This is a genomic window from Labilibaculum sp. K2S, from assembly GCF_030372765.1.
Lineage (GTDB): Bacteria > Bacteroidota > Bacteroidia > Bacteroidales > Marinifilaceae > Labilibaculum.
The window spans coordinates 78012-101339 of record NZ_JAUCMW010000017.1; the positions used below are offsets into that span (position 1 = coordinate 78012).

Here is a 23328-nt window from a genome sequence, read left to right on the forward strand (position 1 = left end):
TTGAAGAAACTGATTAAACATACTCTGACCTTATTAATAGTGTTGTTCTGTAGTGCTTTGGGAAGTAATTACAGCCTGAGTGCCCGTAATTCTAATCCTGAATTTGGCATTCAAACTACACAACAGCAGGATACTACCAAACGATCTAAAAACGAATCAGGACGCGTAATCAATTTAAAATCACCATTTCACAAAGATAATCCTGATGCAAAAGACAATTCACTTCCTTACCCATTTGATGATGCAAACGATAATCAGGAGTTTGGCTCTCAAAATCAATCTCCATTATATCTTAAGGATCCAAAAAATATTCTGACATCTATTCAGTACGATGCTGTTACAGGTAATTATATTCTGGTGACGCGAATTGGTGATGTCGATTACCGCCGTCCCATAAGCATGACTGCAGAAGAGTACAAGCAATACGAAGCAGATAAATCTCTGCGTGATTATTGGATGGAACGAAGTCGGAGTGATGGAATGTCAGGTGGTGACGAGTTAGTGCCGGATTTAAAATTAGGTGGACAATTTGTGGATAAAATTTTTGGAAGTAATACAATTTCCATTAAACCACAGGGATCAGCCGAGCTAACTTTCGGTATTAATACAACTAAGGTCGAAAATCCGACTCTTCCTGTAAATCTAAGAAAAACAACAAGTTTCGATTTTGATGAGAAGATTCAAATGAACGTGACTGGTACGGTTGGGGAGAAGTTGAAAATGGATGTGAATTACAATACCGAGGCTACTTTCGATTTCGAAAATCAAATGAGGTTGGAGTATTCCGGTGATGAAGATGAGATTATTAAGAAAATTGAAGCAGGTAATGTTTCCATGCCCATTTCAAATACATTGATTACCGGTGGACAAAATTTGTTTGGAGTAAAGGCGCAATTGCAATTCGGTAAGCTTTCTGTTACTTCTATTTTCTCTCAGCAAAAAGGGGAAACCAGCGTTGTTGAGATGGAGAACGGAGCGCAAAAAAATGAATTTGAGATTTCTGTAGATAAATATGAAGCCAACCGACATTTCTTTCTTTCCAAATATTTTTACGACCATTACGATCAATCTCTGCGAAATCTTCCTGTAATTAATTCAGGAGTTACAATCAATAAAGTTGAAGTTTGGGTGACGAACAAAACCTCTAATTTTCAGGATTCTCGTAACCTTGTGGCTTATGTTGATTTGGGCGAAGATGGTGCAAATATTTCCAATCCTTCAGAATTTTCGCAAACAGGAACAGGTAACCTGCCTAATAACCAGTTGAATGATTTGTATCAGAAAATGACAACCACTTATTCTGGTATAAGAGACATTAATCAGGTTACAAGTACATTATCCCCATTAGCTCCTGGTTTTGTAAGCGGAACTGATTACGAAAAAGTTGAAAATGCCCGAAGATTATCTGAATCGGAATATTCCGTGAACGAAAAACTGGGTTATATCTCCTTAAATCAGGCATTAAATGCAGATGAAGTTTTAGCGGTTTCGTTCGAGTATACCTACAGAGGACAGGTGTTTCGAGTGGGGGAATTTACCAGCGATGGAGTGAGTGCACCTCAAACACTCATCATGAAGTTGTTGAAAGGAACCAACCTTAGTCCCCAAATGCCAACATGGAAATTAATGATGAAAAACATCTATAACATTGGGGCTTTTCAGGTTAATCAAGAGGATTTCATATTAAATGTATTGTATCAAAACGATAATGCGGGAACGGCAGTAAATTACTTGCCGGAAGGGGACATTAAAAATAAAATTCTTCTCGAAGTTTTGAATGTAGATAATCTGAACTCACAATTGGATCCAGGTGCAGATGGAATGTTTGATTTTATTGATGGAATTACAATCTATTCGACAAATGGTCGAGTAATTTTCCCGGAAATTGAGCCTTTTGGAAGTTATCTAAGAAAAAAGATTAACAATGATGCAATTGCAGATCAATATGTGTTTGAGGAGCTGTATAATTTAACTCAAAATGATGCACAGCAAATTGCCGAGAAAAATAAATATAGTCTGAAAGGGAGTTATAAATCGTCAACAAGTTCAGAGATCTCTTTGAATGCGTTGAATGTTGAACCGGGTTCGGTTAGCGTAAAAGCCGGTGGTAGAGAACTAATTGAGAATATTGATTATACCGTTGATTATACGCTCGGGAGGGTGAAAATAATCAATCAAAGTTTATTGGAATCGAGTACTCCAATTTCCATTTCTTCGGAAAATAATTCGCTCTTTAATATTCAGACCAAAACATTGATCGGGGTTCAAATGGATTATCAGTTTAATGATGATTTCAATCTGGGTGCTACTATGATGCATCTTTCTGAACAACCGCTTACACAAAAGGTTAATATCGGGGATGAACCAATTTCGAATACTATTTGGGGTTTGAATGGCAGCTATAGAACCGAATCGGAGTTCCTGACCCGCATGGTGGATAAAATTCCATTTATCGAAACAAAAGAACCTTCATCAATTGCTGTTGAAGGTGAATTTGCTCAATTGGTTCCAGGTCATAATAAAGCAATTGGTAGTTCGGGTACCGCTTATATAGATGATTTTGAGGGGACAGAGACTTCGATTGATATGAAGAGTTTGAGTTCCTGGGTTTTGGCTAGTACTCCGCAAAATAATGAAGCTTTATTTAAGGAAGGAAATTTGAATAACGATTTAGCATATGGTTTTAACCGGGCGAAACTGGCTTGGTATGTAATCGATCCCTTATTCTTAAGAAATACGTCAGCTACACCTGGGCACATTAAATCGGATAAAGATCAGCAATCAAATCACTTTGTCCGAGAGATATTTGAAGAAGAAATTTGGCCAAATAAGGAGAGAGCCTCTGGGGTTCCTACTAATATTTCGGTACTGAATCTAGCCTACTATCCGGAAGAAAAAGGGCCTTATAATTTTGATGTTGATGGACAAGCCGGGATTTCTCAAGGTATGAATCCTGATGGTACTCTTAAAGCTCCGGAATCAAGATGGGGTGGTATCATGCGTAAAATTGAAACGAACGATTTTGAAGCTGCAAATATTGCTTACGTTGAGTTTTGGATGATGGATCCATTTGTTTACGAGCCAAATCATAAAGGGGGAAATTTATATTTTAACCTTGGAAACATTTCCGAAGATATATTAAGAGATTCGCGAAAATCATTTGAGAATGGATTGCCTACGGATGAAAATATTACTTTGGTAGATAGTACAAAGTGGGGACGGGTTCCTTTAGTACAATCACTCGTAAATGCTTTTGATAATAATACAAATGCAAGAAGATATCAGGATGTTGGATTGGATGGATTGAGTTCCAAAGATGAGTTGAGTTACTATAAAGAATACATTCAGGCAATTAGTATTTCAACAAACCTGGGAACAAGTTCCGGAGCCTATGTTTTGGCTCAGAAGGATCCGTCAAATGATGACTATCATTATTTTAGAGGTGCAGATTACGATAGTGATGAGCTTAGTATTTTGGAACGTTATAAAAAGTATAATGGTCCTGAGGGGAATTCACCAACATCCGAGTTATCAGGAAGTGCATACCCTACATCCGCAACAACATTGCCTGATGTAGAAGATATTAATCATGATAATACTTTGAGTGAAACCGAAGCATATTATCAATGTAAAGTACATTTGGCGCCGGCAGATATGCAGATAGGTCAAAACTTTATTGTTGATAAAGTGACTAGTAATGTGGATTTAGCTAATGGAACGAATGGCTCGGTTGATTGGTATCAGTTTAAAATTCCGGTTGATGAGTTCAAAGATACGTATGGTAACATTAGTGACTTTACATCCATTCGTTTCATGAGAATGTTCTTGAGGGATTTTGAAGAAGATGTGGTTCTTCGATTTGCCACCCTTGATCTGGTTCGTGATGATTGGCGGAGATATGATCAGTCTATTAACGAAAATGAAACGGATGATATCGTATCAGAAGCTGGTTTCGATATTACAGCGGTAAATATTGAGGAGAATGCAAGTAAAGAACCGGTAAACTATATTTTACCACCGGGAATTGATCGGGTTGTGGATCCAAGTAATCCTCAATTAATTCAATTGAATGAGCAGGCTATATTGCTGAAAGTTACTGATTTGGAAGATGGAAAAGGGAAAGGGGCTTACAAAACCCTTAACATGGACATCCGGAAATATGGTAAGTTTAAAATGGATGTTCATGCTGAGGAGATTGAAGGCTATTCCGTGAGAGATGAAGAAGTGAGTGTATTTGTTCGTTTAGGGTCAGATTATCAGGACAATTACTATGAATATGAAATTCCCATGCGATTAACACCTGCTGGTCTTTATAACGGCGATATTGAAGAGGATCGTTTAGCAGTTTGGCCGGATGAAAATCGTTTCGATTTTAAGCTTCGTCTGTTTCAGACAATAAAACAGTTAAGAAATGATGCCGTACGAGGTTCTAATGCAAAATATTCCGACATATATGATTTAAAAGTTGGTGATTTGACTAATGACGCAGATCCACAACATCAAGATCATATTGTAAGAATAAAAGGAAATCCAAATTTGGCAAACATTAGAACGGTTATGATTGGGGTGAAAAATCCCACGAATGATGCTACTGGAATGGATGATCATCAACTGAAGTCGGTTGAGGTCTGGTTGAATGAAATGCGATTGACGGATTTTGATGAAGATGGAGGCTGGGCTGCAAACCTGAGGGTAACAACAAAATTAGCTGATTTTGGTACGGTAACTTGGGCCGGAAGTAAAATTACATCTGGCTTTGGAGGTATTGAAGATGGTGTTAATGATCGATATAAAGATGATATATTTCAATATGATTTATCAGCTAGTTTTGAGTTAGGTAAATTCTTTCCTGAAAAATCGGGCGTTCGTATTCCATTGTATTATGCCATTTCTGAAGAAACAAAAAGTCCGGAATACAATCCGTTGGATCCGGATATCCCATTGGATGTAGCACTTGAGAATGCGAATTCTAAAACGGAGCGGGATTCAATCGAAAAAATGTCTCAGGAATATACGAAAAGAAAGAGTTTTAATTTAACGAATGTTCGTATAGAAAAGGCGGAAGGAAAACCTAAATTACTTGATGTTTCGAATTTATCTCTTACCTATTCCTATAACGAAACTTATTCAAGAGATGTAAATACGGTTCGTGATTTGGAAAAGAATTACAGAGGTGTATTGAGCTATAACTATAATAATGTGCCGAAAAATGTTCAGCCATTTAAGAGGGTTAAAGCTTTTCAAAATCCGATGTTCAGATTGTTAAAGGATTTTAATTTTTATTATTTGCCAACACAACTTTCTTTTCGATCTGATTTGCAACGTTATTACCGTGAAATTGAGAAAAGGCATATTCCTGAAATAGGAAGTGGAAATACTGAACTGGCCACGATTAAAATTAAACCTACTTTCGATAAGGATTTTATTTGGTATCGTTATTACGATTTAAAATACAATTTAACGAAGGGACTAAAATTTGATTTCTCTGCTACAAATACATCTCGGATTGATGAGCCGGAAGGTATTGTTGATAGAGATAGAGATCGTGAAACCTACAATATTTGGAAAGATTCCATTTGGAATAATTTGATGGATGGTGGTCGAAATATTCAGTACCATCATAATTTCAATCTTACTTATACAGTGCCAATAAATAAAATTCCTTTGTTGAACTGGACATCTGTTACTGCAAGATATGCGGGGGCATATGATTGGAATGCCGGTGCAATTACCGCCGATACTATCGAATTGGGAAATACCATTCGAAACTCAAATAATATACAGGTAAACGGGCAGTTAAACCTTGTTAATCTGTACAATAAAATTGGTTTCCTGAAAAGAATTAATCAAAAATACAGTTCAAACCGGAAATACAAAAAGAAAACAGAGAATTACAAGAAGGTTAATTATGAAGGTACTGTTGCAGAACTGAAAGCTGGAATTCCTACCTCTATATACCATAAATTGTCAACCGAGGATATCACCATTAAGGTTTACGATACTCAGGGAAAAGAAGTAAAGGTTAAGGTGAAATCTGTAACAGGCAACAGGGCTAAGATTACTTCAAGCGAGAATGTGAAAAATGTTCGGGTAAGAGTAAATGGAAAGCTTTCTGAGAACGATGGAGTTTTTGCTTTGATAGGAGAGAATTTTCTTAGAACATTAATGAGTGTTCGTAATATTTCTATTAATTATTCGGAAATTAACTCAACAACATTACCTGGATATATGCCGCAAACAAATTATTTTGGAGGTGAGTCATATAATGGAACCAAGGCTCCGGGTTTTAACTTTCTGGTTGGTAATCAGGATAATAATTTTGCAAGAAGTGCGGCTGAAAAAGGTTGGATTACAACCGATGAAGCTTTGAATGAACCATACGTAATGAGTCATACTCAAAACTTTACCATTAGGAGTACCATCGAACCGGTAAAAGGGTTGAAAATTGATTTAACAGCAAATCGTAATTATTCAAGAAACCGAAGCGAATACTATATTTACGATTCGGGGAATGATAATTTCACGGCGGAGAATCTTGTTAAATCTGGTAACTTTAGCATGAGCTTCTTAAGTTTGAAATCGGCTTTTTTTACCATTGGGAATACTGGAGATTACTCTTCTGCATATTTCGATAAATTTTTAGATATCAGAAAAGAGGAAAGTTTGCGATTAGCAAAAGAAAGGTATGGTGCTGATTATGAGAATAAAAAAATATTGGTAGAGGTTGGAGAAGGTGACGAAAAAGTAAGTGTAGAAACAGACTATTATCAAGGTTATGGAGAAACTTCTCAGGAAGTTTTAATTCCAGCTTTCCTTAAAGCATACGGCAATGGAGGAAAAGGGTATAATAGTTTGTTCCCGGCTATTTCCCGTATGAAGCCAAATTGGAGAGTGACTTTCGAAGGTTTATCCAAACTGCCGTTAATTAAGAGGTATTTCAAATCTATAAATTTGAGCCATTCATATGCTGCAACATATGATGTGGGATCGTATAATACCAATTTAATTTACGAGGAAGGCGACGACGGATACAGTATTATTCAGGATATGGCGAATAATTTTCTGCCTCTTTATGAAGCCAATTCAATTTCCATAAATGAGCAATTCAATCCTCTGATAAACGTTGATATGATTTGGAAGAATAATTTCTCGACTAGTTTTGAAATTAAGCGCACGAGAAATTTGATTCTTAGTTTATCAAACACGCAGCTAACAGAAGTTGCTTCTAATGAAATGATTTTCGGTTTGGGGTATCGGTTTGATGATTTTGGTATGATAATAGGCTCTGGGTCCAAGCAGAAAAAATATAAGAGTGATCTTAATTTACGGGGAGACCTATCAATTCGTAAGAATAATACCATCATTAGAAAAATTGTTGATGAAGTGGATCAGTTAACATCCGGACAGAAAGTAGTAACATTGAAGTTTAGTGCCGACTATGTTTTGAGTAACAGATTTAATTTAAGACTGTATTACGATCGGATTGTAAATACTCCTTATGTTTCACTTTCATACCCAACTACAACAACCGAATTTGGTGCCAGCATTCGTTTTACTCTTGCGAATTAGAGGTTTAATATCGTTTGTTTAAAGGATGATTTTACAGTGTTTGGTCATCTTTTTATAAAATCAGTAAGAATAAGTTCTAAAACATTCAATTACGTGTGACGCGATATTTTATAATTGAAAAAAAAATGTAAATTTGGGCAGTAATTTAATACTCTTAATAAACAACATACTATCATGAATGTACCTGAAAATTTAAAGTATACCAAAGATCACGAATGGATTCGTGTTGAGGGAGAAGAAGCCTTTGTTGGTGTTACTGACTTTGCTCAAGGAGAGCTTGGAGATATCGTTTTTGTTGAAGTTGAAACAGAAGGTGACGAATTAGATAAAGAAGAAATATTCGGAACTATTGAGGCAGTTAAGACTGTTTCCGACATGTTTATGCCAGTAGGGGGTGAAGTGGTAGAGTTCAATGAGAAATTGGAAGAAGCTCCGGATTTGATCAACTCTGATCCATATGGTGAAGGTTGGATCGTAAAAATCAAAATTGCTGATAATTCAGAACTAGAAGAATTATTAACTGCGGAACAATACAAAGGATTATTGTAATAATTCAATATATAATGAAACCCTCATGCGTTCTGTGTGAGGGTTTTTTTATGCATTGAATCTTTATCGTGTATAAACAATTTAGGATTTATGCCAATACCATGTCAGTTATTTTGAACGATTCCCAATTTGCAATTTTAAAAATTAGGGATACCGATGGGAGTATCCTGACATTAAAATTAATTGCAAAGTAAAGACATAAAAAAAGCAGGCTGTTCAGCCTGCTTTTTACTATTTGTAGTAATTGTATTTTACAACTTTTTCTTTACTTCTATTTCTTCAAATGCTTCTACCATATCGCCAACTTTAATGTCATTGTATTTGTCGATATTTAATCCACATTCATAACCTTTGGCTACTTCTTTCACATCGTCTTTGAAACGTTTCAGAGAACCAAGTACTCCTGTGTAAACAACAATGCCATCTCGAATTAAGCGGATTCTAGAGTTACGGTTTATTTTTCCATCACGGACAAGACAACCTGCAATATTACCCACTTTGGTAATATTAAATACCTCAACAACCTCAACCGTAGCAGTAATTTCTTCTTTAATTTCAGGAGAAAGCATACCTTCCATTGCTGATTTTAATTCATCAATTGCATCGTAGATGATCGAGTACAAACGGATATCGATTTCTTCCTTCTCAGCAAGTTTTCTTGCTCCAATAGAAGGTCTAACCTGGAATCCAACAATAATAGCATTAGAAGCTGTTGCAAGCAATACATCCGATTCGGAAATCTGACCAACTGCTTTGTGAATAACATTCACCTGAATTTCTTCAGTCGAAAGTTTAATTAATGAATCAGAAAGAGCTTCAATTGATCCATCCACATCACCTTTTACAATAACATTAAGCTCCTGGAAGTTTCCAATTGCGATACGACGACCAATCTCATCAAGTGTAATGTGTTTTTGAGTACGAAGACCTTGCTCACGTTGTAATTGTTCGCGTTTGTTCGCAATGCCACGTGCCTCTTTTTCACTTTCCATCACGTTGAAATTGTCACCAGCTTGTGGAGCACCATTCAACCCAAGAATTAAAGCTGGTTCTGAAGGACCAACCTTCTCTATTCTATTACCACGCTCATTATACATAGCTTTTACGTGACCAGTATAACTACCAGCTAATAGAACATCTCCTACTTTTAGGGTTCCTGCCTGTACTAATAATGTAGTAACATACCCCCTGCCTTTATCTAATGATGATTCAATTACCGAACCAATAGCACGTTTATTTGGATTTGCCTTAAGTTCCAGCATTTCAGCTTCTAAAAGAACTTTTTCCAGCAACTCTTCAATGTTAATACCATTTTTAGCTGAGATTTCCTGACACTGGTATTTACCACCCCAGTCTTCAACTAAATAGTTCATGTTTGCCAATTCGCTTTTAATTCTTTCCGGATCAGCACCTGGCTTATCAATCTTGTTAATCGCAAAAACAATAGGAACTCCCGCGGCACTTGCGTGGTTGATCGCCTCAATTGTTTGTGGCATTACGTTGTCGTCAGCTGCTATTATAATAATTGCAATATCAGTTACCTGAGCACCACGTGCACGCATCGCGGTAAACGCCTCATGACCTGGAGTATCAAGGAAAGAAACTCTTCTTCCATCGTCAAGTTTTACATTGTAAGCTCCAATGTGCTGCGTAATTCCTCCAGCTTCACCTGCAATTACATTCGCATGACGAACGTAGTCAAGTAAAGAGGTTTTACCATGATCAACGTGTCCCATTACAGTAACAATTGGAGCACGGGATAGTAAATCTCCTTCTTCGTCAACTTCCTCTTCAATTGATTCCTGAAGTTCAACACTTACAAATTCAGCTTTAAAGTTAAATTCGTCAGCAACAATAGCAATAGTTTCTGCGTCTAATCGTTGATTGATAGATACAAACAAACCTAATCCCATACAAGTTGCAATAATATTGGTAACAGGAACAGTCATCATTGTTGCCAATTCATTAACTGTAACAAATTCGGTAAGCTTTAAAACATTTTTTTCAGCTTCAATTTGTTCTGCAATTTTTTCTCTTTTTGCACTTTCACTGTCACGTTTATCTCTACGGTGTCTCGATCCTTTCGATTTACCACCTTTAGAGGTCAATCGGGCAAGAGTATCCTTAATCTGTTTTTGTACATCTTCTTCGCTAACTTCTTTCTTAACGACTCTTTTCTTCTTCAGTTTATTGAACTTAGCAGCACCTGCACCTGTCCCTTTAACTCTTTCTCCGGTAGAAGCAGGAGTTCCTGGTTTTGCAGGTCTTCCCTGTCCAGGATTAGCTAAATTTACTTTTTCAGTATCCTTTTTAATTCTTTTACGCTTCTTGCGCTGATTGGCAGATATTTTATCTTTATTACCCGAACCCGGCTTTTTCTCAACTGGAAGTTCAATTTTTCCAACTACAGTAGGACCAGCCAGTCTTTGGGTAGAAGATTTAAAAATTTCTTCTTTTCCTGATGCTGAATTTTCCTGTGCCTGAGGTTTTGAAGCAGGAGCTTTCTGTTTTTCCCTTCTCTCAACTTCTTTTTCGGCCTTGGTTTTTTTGGTTGGTCTGGTTTTTTGATTTAATGCAGATAAATCAATCATGCCTACCACTTTAAGCTCATCTTTTTTCTCCTCTTTAGGAGCTCGAGCTTTTTCCTCTTTTTTCGGGGTTTCCATTTTAACAGTTTGGTCATCTGAAACTGGGTTTTTAGCTGGTTCAGATGTTTGTTCAGTAAGTTCTACTTTTGGAGGTGTAACTATTTTAACTACAGGTGTCTCTGCAGTAACCTCCGCCTTAGGGGCTTCCTTCTTAGGAGCTTCAGACTGAACTGGCTTAATAGTTTTTTCTACCTTATCTGGATTCGTTTTTGCAACGACTTCCTGTTTTGCTTCCTGCGGTCTTTTTGCTTTAGGTTTTAATGCATCTAAATCAATTTTACCAACTATTTTGACAGGTTCTTTTTTCGCAATTACTTCTTCTGTTTTTTCAACAGATTTTTCTTTACTACGAGTTTCAGGCTCCGAATCTTCAGAAATTTTTTCAATTGAAACTGTTTCTTTTCTTTCGCGGGTACTTTTCAGATTTACCTTTTCAGATTCCTTTTTCAGATTCAAGTCAGAGCTATACTCTTTGGCGAGGATATTATAAGCCTCTTCTGAAACTTTGGTATTTGGATTGGAATCAATCGGAATACCTTTTTTGTTCAAAAATTCAACAATTGTTGAAGTACCAACGTTTAGTTCTCTTGCTAATTTACTAAGTCTTATATTTTTATCGACTTTCACCATATTTAAAAGTTAACTGTTAAAATGTCCCGTTTCAAAAATTTACATCATGATTCTGAAGAATTTAATTATCGAACTCGGATTTAAAAATATTCAAAATCTCATTAATGGTCTCTATTTCAAGATCAGTTCTTTTTTCTAACTCCTCAGGAGATAAATCAAGAACGCTTCTTGCTGTGTCACAACCAATTTTCTTTAACTCATCAATTATCCAGGCATCAATTTCATCCGTAAATTCTGATAAGTTTACATCTTCTTCAACTTCCTCCTCAGATTTCTCACGATACACATCAATTTCATATCCTGATAACTGACTTGCCAGTTTGATGTTTAAACCACCTTTACCAATAGCTAAGGAAACCTCTTCAGGATCCAGATAAACTTCAGCACGTTTGGTTTCTTCGTTAAGTTTTACCGAGGAAACTTTTGCTGGGTTAAGAGCTCTTGTGATAAATAGCTGAGTGTTGGTTGTGTAGTTGATCACATCAATGTTTTCGTTACGTAATTCACGAACAATACCATGTATTCTCGATCCTTTCATACCTACACATGCTCCAACCGGATCAATTCTTTCATCGTATGATTCAACTGCAACCTTAGCTCTTTCTCCTGGAATTCGGACAATATTTTTAATAGTGATTAAACCATCAAATATTTCCGGTACTTCCAGTTCAAATAATCTCTCAAGGAAAACAGGAGAAGTTCTGGAAACTACAATAAGAGGACTGTTATTTTTCACCTCAACACGAACAACTACAGCTCTAACTGTTTCTCCTTTGCGGAAATAATCAGAAGGGATTTGTTCTGTTTTCGGCAGAATTAATTCATTTTCTTCATCATCCAGAATAAGAATTTCTTTTTTCCAGATTTGATAAACTTCACCGGTAACAATTTCGCCAACCCGATCTTTGTACAAGTTAAAGATATTGTCTTTCTCCAATTCTAAAATTCTCGCAGAAAGATTCTGACGTAAAGTTAAAATTGAACGTCGGCCAAAATCCATAAATTTTACTTCGTCAGTAACTTCTTCACCAACTTCGTAATCATCATCTATCTTTTTCGCTTCGGAAAGTGAGATCTGTAGGTTTTCATCTTCTACCTGTCCGTCTTCTACAATTTCTCTATTTCTCCAGATCTCTAAGTCACCTTTGTCTGGATTAATAATGATATCATAGTTTTCGTCGGTGCCATAATTTTTCAATAGAAGATTTCTGAAAACATCTTCTAACACGCTCATCATTGTAGCGCGGTCGATGCTTTTCAACTCCTTAAATTCTGAAAAAGTTTCAATAAGATTCATGTATTCAGCTATTTACCTGTTAAAAAGTAATAATATCTTTTGTTGATTTAATTTGATCTAAAGTGAAAGAATAGTTTTTCACAACAAGTTGCTTTTTCTTTTTTCCTTCAACCTTTTCCATTTCTTCAACTTCAATTTCTATTTCATTATCACCAACGGTGATCAGTTTCCCTAAAAATTTAATTCCCTCAGTTGTCAATACCTCAACATCTTTATTTATGTATTTGTGGTATTGCTTAAAAACCTGAAAGGGTTGACCGATTCCAGCTGAAGCAACTTGCAATTCAAAGTCTTCAACTTCACGATCAAAATGCCCTTCGATAGCCTTGCTAAGTTCGATACAAGTAATGATCGGTACTCCGTTATAGCTATCAATTACAACCGAAATGGCATTTCCAGATGAAACACTTACATCAACCAGAAACAGGTCGGTGTCGGCAATTTCATTTTCAATAATTTCAGTTATAGTTTTCTTATCAATCATATATCGGTTAATATCAATAAAATAGGGGACTTTTTGTCCCCTAAAGCTCACAATTTGTTTACTTTTCGATGCAAAATTAGAGATAAATGTTCTAAAAAACAAATGACATCCCTCTAAATTATTGTATTCTAATCGCTAATGAAAAATTATTCGCTTGAAAATGAGTTTTTTTAATGATATTTGATCTCTTCTTTTGTTCAATTGAATGATTTTAACCCATTTGAACAATTTTACTTTATTTCAAGAAAAATAGTTTTATTCATCAGCCAATTTTAATTGGGGTTTGAATAGCACTAAGATAGGCTTTTTTCCCTACTTTTTATACATTTGTTACCAGCCTATGATACAAAAGCGTATGAATTTAAATACCAGTAGTAAGAAAAAAATAGTAAATGATCCTGTTCACGGATTTATTCATATTCCATCAGGGATATCGTACGATTTGGTTGAACATTCTTTTTTCCAGCGTTTGAGAAGAATAAAACAGTTAGGGCTCTCCTTCCTTGTTTTTCCGGGAACCTTTCATAACAGATTTCAGCACGCTTTGGGTGCAACTCATTTAATGAGTCTTGCAATAGAGACCATTCGATCTAAGGGACACCTTATTACCAAAGAGGAGGAAGAAGGAGTGTATGCGGCAATACTACTTCATGATATTGGACATGGGCCATTTTCTCATGCATTGGAGTATAGTATTGTTAATGGCATAACTCATGAACAGATTTCGGAATTGTTTATGAAACGTTTAAATCATCAATTTAAAGGTGAGTTGGATGTGGCGATAAAAATATTTCGGAATGAATATCCAAAGCGTTTTTTAAATCAGTTGGTGTCGAGTCAGTTGGATATGGATCGTCTGGATTATTTGAGGCGCGATAGCTTTTTTGCCGGTGTTACCGAAGGGGTGGTTGGATCGGCAAGAATTATTAAAATGCTGGATGTTCGAAAAGATCAGCTGGTGGTAGAGGCAAAAGGGATTTATTCAATTGAGAAATTTTTGATCGCCCGGCGTTTGATGTATTGGCAGGTGTATTTGCACAAGACAGTTATTGCAGCAGAAGAGATGTTGGTTCATATTTTGAAAAGAGCTAAATATCTTGCCGAAAAAGGAGATGAATTGTTTGCAACCCCATCTTTAACTTACTTTTTGTATAACAAAGTGGGTAAGTTAGAGTTTGAAAATCCGAATATTGTTTGTAATGGTCGAAATGCTTTGGAAATATTTGCTGACCTGGATGATGACGATATCATGGTTAGTATTAAGGTTTGGGCTAACCACAGCGATAAGGTTCTTTCTTATTTGTGCAAATGCATACGGGATCGGCAATTGTTTAAAATTGAGATTCAAAAAACAGCCTTCACTAAGGAATATATTGATCAAGTGAAAAAACGGGTGGGGCATTATTTTGGGTGTTCAGATCATGCTCTGGAATTTCTGGTGATTTCAAATTCAATCAGTAATAATGCATATAGCTCGGATGATGATCAAATAAACATTCTATATAAGGATGGAACACAATGTGATATTGGAGAGGCTTCGGATATGTTGGATGCATCTGTTCTGTCTAAAACAGTAAAAAAATATTACCTTTGTTATCCTAAAATCCAGGAGTCATTTGTGTGATTCCCCAGCTCTTAAGAAGTGATTTCAACTTCATTTTCAGGAATACTTTTTCTATGGATAAAGCAGGCAATGGGAGAAAAAATTTCATGTGCATGAAATAATTATTAGATTTGCAGAAATTTTTTTCTTATAAATCAGCTATATTGGATGATTTGTGCTTGGTGTTTGCATTGTAAATACGGTATAAAATGAATCATTTTTTTGATCTGATAAAAAATAGAACGAATGGAATTTACAGCAGAAGATATTGCAGAGTTTCTTAACGGAGAGGTAGATGGAAACACTAAGGTTAAAGTAACCAATGTTTCCAGAATTGAAGAAGGGAAGCCTGGAACTCTTTCATTTTTAGCAAATCCTAAATACGAGCATTATATATACTCTACACAGTCATCAATAGTTTTGGTAAACAAGGATTTTCAGACTGAAAAGGAGATTGAGACAACACTTATTCGTGTCGATGATGCTTATCAGGCATTGGCTCAGTTGTTGGAAATGTATGAGCAAAGCAAACCTCAGAAGACAGGAATTGAAGAGCCTTCTTTTGTGAGCAAGTCATCGAAATTGGGTGAGAAAATTTATATTGGTGCTTTTGCATATATAGGTAGTAATGTTCAGATTGGAAATAATGTAAAAATTTATCCTCACTGCTATGTGGGCGATAATGTGATTATTGGCGACAATACCATATTAAATTCAGGAGTTAAAATTTACGAGGGATGTAAGATTGGTGCTGAATGCATTTTTCACTCCGGCGTTGTAATTGGCGGTGATGGATTTGGTTTCGCCCCTTCATCTGCAAACGACTACAAAAAAGTTCCTCAGGTAGGTAATGTGGTTATCGAAGATCATGTGGAGATTGGTGCAAATACTTGTGTTGATCGCGCTACAATGGGATCTACAATTATCCGTAAAGGCGTGAAGTTGGACAATTTGATTCAGGTTGCTCATAATGTGGAAATAGATGAAAATACAGTTATTGCCTCTCAAACCGGTATCGCAGGAAGTGCAAAGATTGGTAAGAATTGTATGATAGGCGGCCAGGTGGGAATCGTAGGTCATTTATCGATTGCAGACGAAGTAAAAATTGCTGCTCAATCTGGGATTGGTCGTACGATTAAGAAAGAAGGAACTGTATTGCAAGGTTCACCGGCTTTCGATTTTGGTCCTTATCAAAAATCATATGTGCTGTTTAAAAATTTGCCAAAGATGAGAGAGCAAATTATTGAATTGGAAAAGGAAATAAAAAGATTAAAGGAAGAGTAAGGGGAAGTTTTTTCTTTCAATTAGTAAATCTGGAATTTAAAAATATTGATGTCGAGTTATGGCTGATAAGCAAAGAACATTAGCAAAAGAATTTACTCTTACGGGAAAAGGACTTCATACAGGATTAGAAGTTTCTATAAAGTTTCTGCCTGCATCCGAAAATCACGGATATCAGTTTAAACGGGTAGATTTAGAAGGTCAACCTGTTATAGAAGCAAGTGCCGAGTATGTTGGTGATACTTCGAGAGGAACTGTATTGGAAAAAGGAGAATGTAAAGTTCAGACTATTGAGCACGCTTTGTCTGCTTTGTATGGATTGGGTATTGACAATTGTTTGATTGAGATGAATTCTACTGAGCCTCCAATTTTAGATGGGAGTGCTAAATTTTATGTAGATGGAATTGAAAAAGTTGGTATTGTAGAGCAGAATGCAATTCGTGAGTATTACGTACCAAAAGAAAAAATAACATACAGGGATGAAGCCCGTGGTTCAGAAATTACGATTCTGCCTGATGATGAGTATAGTGTGGACACAATGATTTCATTCAACTCTAAAGTGCTGAGAAATCAGTATGCCCGCTTAAGTTCCTTAAAAGATTATAAAGAGGAAATCTCGATGTGTCGTACGTTTGTATTTGTACGGGAACTGGAGTTTCTCTTGAACCACAATTTAGTTAAGGGTGGAGATTTGGATAATGCCATTGTTATAATGGACCAAATGATGGACCAAAAAGAATTAGATCGTATTGCAGATTTATTCGACCATCAGCATGTTGAGGTAAAGGAAGGAATTTTAAGTAATTTAGAGCTTTATTTTGATAATGAGTGTGCACGTCACAAATTATTAGATGTGATTGGCGACCTTGCTCTCTGTGGTAAGTTTATTAAGGGAAGGGTTATTGCAACCTGTCCTGGGCATGGGCCAAACACTGAAATGGCAAAATTATTAATCAAACGAATTAAGAAAGAAATGGGAAAAGATTCAGTTCCGGCTTATGATCCAAACAAAGAGCCTGTATTAGACATTAATGGCGTAATGGGCTTGTTGCCTCACCGTCCTCCATTCTTGTTGGTTGACAAAATTATTGATATTCAGGATGACAGTATTGTGGGGGTGAAGAATGTATCTATGAACGAGCCGTTTTTTGTTGGTCATTTTCCTGGAGAACCGGTAATGCCGGGCGTTCTTATGGTAGAGGCTATGGCTCAGTGTGGTGGTATTTTAGTCCTCAGCCAGGTGGAAGATCCTGAAAACTATTCTACTTATTTCCTGACTCAGAACAACATCAAGTTTAGACGTAAGGTTGTACCAGGTGATACTTTAATTTTTAAATTGTCATTTTTATCTCCTATTCGTAGGGGAGTTGCTAACATGCGCGGTTTAGCTTTTGTTGGTGATACTATTGTTGCTGAAGGTGAGTTTATGGCTCAAATCGCAAAGAAAAAATAATTAATTAGTAACTACTGCTACGCAATAACTTCTTGTTAATGGGAGTTTTGCATAAAACGAAATATATAAAAGATGAAGCAACCGTTAGCATATGTACATCCTGAGGCTAAGATCGCTGATAATGTAGTGATTGAGCCCTTTGTTACTATTGACAAAAATGTTGTAATTGAAGAAGGAACCCGTATTGGGTCGAATGCCACAATCATGGAGGGAACCCATATTGGTAAAAATTGTGTGGTATTTCCGGGAGCCGTTATTGGTGCTGTTCCTCAGGATTTAAAATTTCGTGGCGAAAAAACAACTGTTGAAATTGGTGATAATACCACGATTCGTGAGTGTGTTACTATTAACAGAGGTACTGTAGCCAAGGGAAAAACCATTATTGGAAGTAACTGTTTGTTGATGGCTTATGTGCACGTAGCACACGATTGTATTATTGGTAATAATTGTATTATTGGTAATGCAACTCAAATTGCCGGTGAGGTAATTATCGATGATTTCGCTATTCTTAGCGGATTGGTTGCTGTTCATCAGTTCGTTCACATTGGTTCACACGTAATGATTTCAGGTGGATCTTTGGTTCGTAAAGATGTTCCTCCCTTTGTAAAAGCTGGTCGCGAACCGGTTTCCTACATTGGTGTGAATTCAATCGGTTTGCGTCGTCGTGAATTCGGAAACGAAAAAATCCGTGAAATTCAGGATGTGTACCGTTACCTGTACCAAAAAGGAATGAATAACTTTAACGCTTTAGAAGCTATCGAGGCCGAAATGCCTGCTTCTCCCGAGCGTGATGATATCATCTTATTTGTGAAAAATTCGAAGCGTGGAATTATGAGAGGATATTTTCCTGAGTAATCCCGATAGATTTATCTAGCGGAATTATATCATTTTTATTCTGAGTAATCCCGATAGATATTAGATATAAAAAGTGAGACTTTCAGTTGAGAGTCTCACTTTTTGTTTTTGTATTGTGCCTCGAAGAGGTTAAATTTTAGTAACCGTTCGTGAAACGGACGGTGAATTAATAATGCTTGGTTTTACTCCGAAGGAGGTGAACTTATCAGCAAATTAATTTAAAAAATTTTAATCCTCCTTTATCGGATTCCAGCCCTGAGCCTGCAATTCAATTTCCACACCATCGCGCGTCACCAAATATTTTCCTTTCGAGATATCGGTGATGTGACCAATTATTTTCACATCCTCTATTTTTTCAATGGCATCGAATTGATCCAAAGGAACAGTAAACAGCAGTTCGTAATCCTCACCACCATTTAACGAGAAGGTGCTGTAGTTCATATTCAGCTCTTCGGCCATTTTGTGTGTTTCGTAGTCAACAGGAATTTTCTCTTCGTAAATCTGACAGCCAACTTTCGATTCCTCGCAGATGTGCATAATATCCGATGACAATCCGTCCGAAATATCAATCATCGAACTTGGAACAATCTTCGCTTCCTGCAAACGCTCATAAATGTCTTTTCGGGCCTCAGGCTTCAACTGACGCTCCAAGATGTAATCATGACCCGTTAAGTCGGGTTGCATGGCTGGATTGTTGTCGTAAACGCGTTTTTCGCGCTCTAACAATTGAAGTCCGGCAAAGGCAGCACCCAAATTTCCACTTACGCAGATTAAATCGTTCTCTTTAGCGCCACTTCGGTAGGCCAACTGATCAGCATCAGCTTCACCAATTGCAGTCACCGAAATGCACAATCCGGTTAAAGAGGATGTAGTATCGCCACCCACCAAATCGACATTGTAATTTTCGCAGGCCAAATTGATTCCTTCGTAAAGCTCCTCGATAGCTTCTAAAGTGAATCGTTTCGAGATGGCAATTGAAACCGTTACCTGTTTTGGCAGGGCATTCATGGCATAAATATCCGAAACATTCACGGCAATACATTTGTAGCCTAAATGTTTAAGCGGTGTGTACATTAAATCGAAATGGATGCCTTCCAACAGTAAATCGGTGGTAACAACAGTTTTTTTATTCTGATAATCTAAAACAGCCGCATCGTCGCCAACACCCACATTGGTGCTTGCATGTTTTAGTTTTATATTTTTGGTAAGGTGTTTAATCAATCCGAATTCGCCCAATGTGGCAATATCGGTTCCTTTAGCATTGTTTTCCTGCATAGTCTCCTTAATTATTGATATTTGTCTGCAAAGGTAGATAAAAATTGGAAACTGAGAAGGTGGTGATATTTGTCATGGTTTATAATTTTAAGGAGATCATTATTTTATAAATTTTGATTTTGTTTTTCATATAAGGAAAGCTTTAAGTGTATGGAATTAGATTGTATGAATGGTGCAATTTTAGTGATAAATGACGTGTAAAATGGTATCAATGAAGTTTTTAGACGTAAAAAAAATTTGTATTTGTGGTATCTCTTTCATAAATTAAGTAGGTATTACTTACATCTTAATTTAAATTATAATGAAAAATAAACTTATGCTATTGATGGTTTTGGCTGTTTTATTTGCCATTACCAATTGTCAGAATGACAATACCACCGATCTTAAAGAAAATGATGGGGATAATTTAGTGCTAACCGATGTTCAGAATGGTGAGCCAATTGAAGGACAGTATATTGTTGTTCTCAATGAGAGTTCGGTTAAATCTACCAATCAGGGCAGTTACGATGAAAGAATTGCCGAAGTGAAAGCTTTTGCCAATTCTATGTTTCAAACAAAATCGGGCTCTGAATTTGAGGTAGGTTTAGCTTTTGCTACTGTAATTAAAGGTTTTAGTGTAAAAACAACAACAGATTTTGTTGAAGCCCTGAAATCGGATAGCAGGGTAAAATACCTTGAACAAGATAAAATTATTGCTCTAAAAAAACCTGGAACTGTTCCAACAACAGAACCGGACAGCGAGGTTATTCCCTGGGGAATTTCACGTGTTGGTTATGGAAGCGGCGTTGGAAAAACGGCTTGGATTATTGATAGTGGTATCGACTTAAATCACCCCGATTTGAATGTTGATGTAGCTAGGAGTAGTGATTTCACAGGTTCTCGTGTGGGGGCTGAAGATGAAAACGGACACGGAACTCATTGCGCAGGTACGGTTGGTGCTATCGATAATGAAATTGGTGTAGTTGGAGTTGCTGCAGGAGCAAATCTTGTGGCAGTTAGGGTTTTAGATCGTAGAGGTAGTGGTTCCACTTCCGGAGTTATTGCAGGAGTTGATTACGTTGCAAGTGCTGCTTCTCCTGGCGATGCTGCCAATATGAGTTTAGGCGGAGGTATTTCTATTGCTTTGGATGATGCTGTATATGCCGCTTCTCAAAATGGTATTTACTTCGCATTAGCTGCCGGAAACGAAAGCGACGATGCTAATAATCATTCTCCGGCAAGAGTTAACGGAACCTATATTTGGACTATTTCGGCTATGGATATAAATGATGATTTTGCCTACTTCTCAAATTATGGAAATCCGCCTGTTGATTTTTGTGAACCAGGAGTTAGTATTTACTCAACCTGGAAAGGCGATGCATACAATACAATAAGTGGGACTTCAATGGCTGCTCCGCACATGTGCGGTATCCTGTTAATGACCAATGGAAATCCTGTAACCGACGGTTTTGTGAATGGAGATCCTGATGGCGATGCAGATCCTATTGGAGGAATCTAAGATATTGCAAAGTGAAAAGGAATAGCCGTCAAGTTGATGGCTATTTTTTTTGTGAAAAATAAAAAATGGGAATTGAATTGAGTGGAGGTCTTACGGGTTTAGGGATCGGTCAGCTTTGGTTGACTTGAATTTAACTTTAATTTTTAGCCCGATTGGCAAAAGTTTTAGCCTTTTAGATGCCTGGATACATAAATTTACCCAATGGATTTACCAAATCGTTGGGTTTATGTATTCCGATCGAAGGTCGAAGAATGAAGCAGGTGCTTCTACTCTTGAAAATCAAGCTTCGAAGCAGTAAAATGATGCTTCGAGGCTTGACTTTGATGTTTCCAAGTATCTTCTTCGTGAAAAAATGCATGAAATTCATTCTTCAAGCCATCAAAATCATAGTTCGAAAGACCTTAACCGGGCTTCAATTCATCCTGTGCATGTATAAATGCTTCAAAAGAAAAGCGAAACCCGCACGTTTTGAGTTTCGCTTTCGCTGAGGAATTCTTTAATCACTTCGGCCTCTTTTTTCTTGCCATGAGGGAAGAATTGTTTCAGTTCTTCGTATATAGGGATTGCGCCTTGCTGTTGTTCTCCGGCAAAGTAACGAATAGACCGGTAAAATGCCATTGTATCCTGATAGTTATCATGATCCAAAAGAATTTTGGTGTCGCTTAGTTTGCGTTTAATTAAGTCGAGTTTCTGAATCATTTCTTCTATAGTTTCCCGTGCACTGTAATCGCGTTCAAACTCGTCCATATTCACAAACTGAGGAACCAAATCGGGATGCTGATCCATAAACGACTTTGCTTTATTAACCAGTAGTTTGTTGGTTTCGTTAATCGAACCATAGTTCGTTCTGTCTTCCGACGATAGTTGAGGGGCACTTTTCCCGGCAAAACCTAGTAAGGCATCTAAATGAGCATTGTTCTCGGTCAATTCTTCTGCTGTGAATGTGACCTGAATTAAGTCGTTGTTTTTCATTTTGAGTTATTTTAAATTGTTAATACTATGGTATGCAGGCAGGGCTTGCATGGGTTAATTTTTCTGTACGATTACTTTGTCTGTTAGGCTGCTTTTTGTCATCTCGTTTCAACTTTGAGATAGTTGGCATTAGGATAAATAACAAAACTGCTCCAACAGCTAAGTATTGAGAACTGATCTGCGATATGTTCCAGTAGGTTATACATACCACTTGGATTTTTATAGCTAGGCGTATAATTGGCTGCTGTATAATACCTATCAGCACAAATAAGAGAGCTAGCAGTGAAATTGGATATCTCTTTTCAGAGGTAGTTGTGCTAAATTATTTTTTTGTTTTTATTATTATGGAAATATTCGAATTATCCTCACCATAGCGAAACTTACCATTGTGACTTTTTATAATCTCAAATTTTTCAATGTCTTTAAATTTAATATCTGGGTAGTTGTCTTCGATGTAAACTTTGTCGTCTAAAAATATTAGTGGACGAAATATCACACTCGTGGAATTGTCGCTAAACATCTGGAAACTAGCAGTTATGTTGAAAATAAGCTGATGAATTGTTTTAACATTTGAATATAAACTATCTTGTTCATATTTATAAACAACTGTTTTTGAAGCATAATCCGTATGCAGAACTTGTGAATTGCATAGGCATGGAGAGCAAAGCAGAATAATTATTATTGTTTTTCTCATTTTTTACATTTATTGGCCCTGATACGCGAGCCGGGTTTTAATATTATTTTTTATAAGTGAAATCCAAGAAAACTTGTTTTATTAAAAATAACAGCAATAAATTTACAAAAACTCACTGCCACTATTTGGCAGTGAGCTTATTTGTAATTAATCTATTATGTAGGATTGTTTTGTGCGGCAGTAGCTAATGGGGTAATTGTTTTCTTTTAAGGTTTTTATGAGTCGGGAAAGGCTGCGTTCCGAAATGTTTAATCGTTGGGCTAATTCTGCTGGAGTTCCTGTGTTTCTTTTGTTTATAAGTTCTTTAACGAACTCCACTTTTTCTAAAATTTCTAAATGGGTCATGTTCTTACTATTAATTGGCTGATTGTGATTTACTCATTAGTTCTTGTAATGTTAAAAAGGTAACCCTATTATTTGTTAAATATTGTTAAGTTATTAATGGTGAATTTTAAGCGTTTTATGTAAGTATAATATTTTCAATTTGTTAGCTATTAAATTGTGAGATGGATTTTTTTGT

The 23328-nt window shown here is 36.5% G+C and carries 13 protein-coding genes; 7 read left to right on the forward strand and 6 right to left on the reverse strand.

Annotation, left to right across the window (positions count from 1 at the left end; all coding sequences use genetic code 11):
- Both sov and gcvH read left to right on the forward strand, forming a co-directional pair.
- The gene (gene sov / locus QUH73_RS16370) at positions 1-7569 is read left to right on the forward strand and encodes a T9SS outer membrane translocon Sov/SprA (protein WP_289531515.1); all 7569 of its coding nucleotides are present in this window, start codon (positions 1-3) and stop codon (positions 7567-7569) included.
- Between the two features lie 174 nt (positions 7570-7743).
- Complete coding sequence (gcvH, locus tag QUH73_RS16375; protein WP_289531516.1) at positions 7744-8118, forward strand: glycine cleavage system protein GcvH; 375 nt, start codon at positions 7744-7746, stop codon at positions 8116-8118.
- A 251-nt stretch (positions 8119-8369) separates the two neighbouring features.
- Here gcvH and infB read toward each other — a convergent pair whose 3' ends face one another.
- The 3 genes from infB to rimP form a co-directional block, all read right to left on the reverse strand.
- Positions 8370-11396, reverse strand: a complete 3027-nt coding sequence (gene infB, locus QUH73_RS16380) for a translation initiation factor IF-2 (RefSeq protein ID WP_289531517.1) — start codon at positions 11394-11396, stop codon at positions 8370-8372.
- 61 nt (positions 11397-11457) lie between these two features.
- Positions 11458-12693, reverse strand: coding sequence for a transcription termination factor NusA (gene nusA, locus QUH73_RS16385; RefSeq protein ID WP_289531518.1), 1236 nt, complete (start codon positions 12691-12693; stop codon positions 11458-11460).
- Positions 12694-12712: 19 nt separating this feature from the next.
- Entirely contained in the window at positions 12713-13177 is a 465-nt protein-coding gene (gene rimP / locus QUH73_RS16390) for a ribosome assembly cofactor RimP (RefSeq protein WP_289531519.1), read from the reverse strand.
- 355 nt (positions 13178-13532) lie between these two features.
- Here rimP and QUH73_RS16395 point away from each other — a divergent pair, with 355 nt between their 5' ends.
- From QUH73_RS16395 to lpxA, 4 genes are all read left to right on the forward strand, one after another.
- The gene (locus QUH73_RS16395; protein WP_289531520.1) at positions 13533-14801 is read left to right on the forward strand and encodes an HD domain-containing protein; all 1269 of its coding nucleotides are present in this window, start codon (positions 13533-13535) and stop codon (positions 14799-14801) included.
- Between the two features lie 225 nt (positions 14802-15026).
- A complete protein-coding gene (gene lpxD / locus QUH73_RS16400; RefSeq protein WP_289531521.1) occupies positions 15027-16064 on the forward strand; it encodes a UDP-3-O-(3-hydroxymyristoyl)glucosamine N-acyltransferase in 1038 nt (345 codons plus the stop codon).
- 58 nt (positions 16065-16122) lie between these two features.
- Positions 16123-17514 (forward strand): bifunctional UDP-3-O-[3-hydroxymyristoyl] N-acetylglucosamine deacetylase/3-hydroxyacyl-ACP dehydratase, encoded by a 1392-nt coding sequence (locus QUH73_RS16405; RefSeq protein WP_289531522.1) that lies wholly within the window; start codon positions 16123-16125, stop codon positions 17512-17514.
- Positions 17515-17586: 72 nt separating this feature from the next.
- Positions 17587-18369 (forward strand): acyl-ACP--UDP-N-acetylglucosamine O-acyltransferase, encoded by a 783-nt coding sequence (lpxA, locus tag QUH73_RS16410; RefSeq protein WP_101309906.1) that lies wholly within the window; start codon positions 17587-17589, stop codon positions 18367-18369.
- 228 nt (positions 18370-18597) lie between these two features.
- On the opposite strand, the gene thiL is transcribed toward lpxA, so the two are convergent.
- Positions 18598-19644 carry a thiamine-phosphate kinase gene (gene thiL, locus QUH73_RS16415; protein WP_289531523.1) on the reverse strand — a complete coding sequence of 349 codons (1047 nt, stop codon included), beginning with the start codon at positions 19642-19644 and terminating at the stop codon, positions 18598-18600.
- A 301-nt stretch (positions 19645-19945) separates the two neighbouring features.
- Between thiL and QUH73_RS16420 the strand changes: the two genes are divergently transcribed.
- A complete protein-coding gene (locus QUH73_RS16420; RefSeq protein ID WP_289531524.1) occupies positions 19946-21142 on the forward strand; it encodes a S8 family peptidase in 1197 nt (398 codons plus the stop codon).
- Positions 21143-21583: 441 nt separating this feature from the next.
- Here the strand turns inward: QUH73_RS16420 and QUH73_RS16425 are convergent, their stop codons facing one another.
- Together QUH73_RS16425 and QUH73_RS16430 are read right to left on the reverse strand one after the other, a co-directional pair.
- Positions 21584-22114, reverse strand: coding sequence for a hypothetical protein (locus QUH73_RS16425; protein ID WP_289531525.1), 531 nt, complete (start codon positions 22112-22114; stop codon positions 21584-21586).
- An 841-nt stretch (positions 22115-22955) separates the two neighbouring features.
- Positions 22956-23153: a helix-turn-helix domain-containing protein gene (locus QUH73_RS16430; RefSeq protein WP_289531526.1), complete on the reverse strand. Its 198-nt coding sequence runs from the start codon at positions 23151-23153 to the stop codon at positions 22956-22958.
- Between the last annotated feature and the right edge of the window lie 175 nt (positions 23154-23328).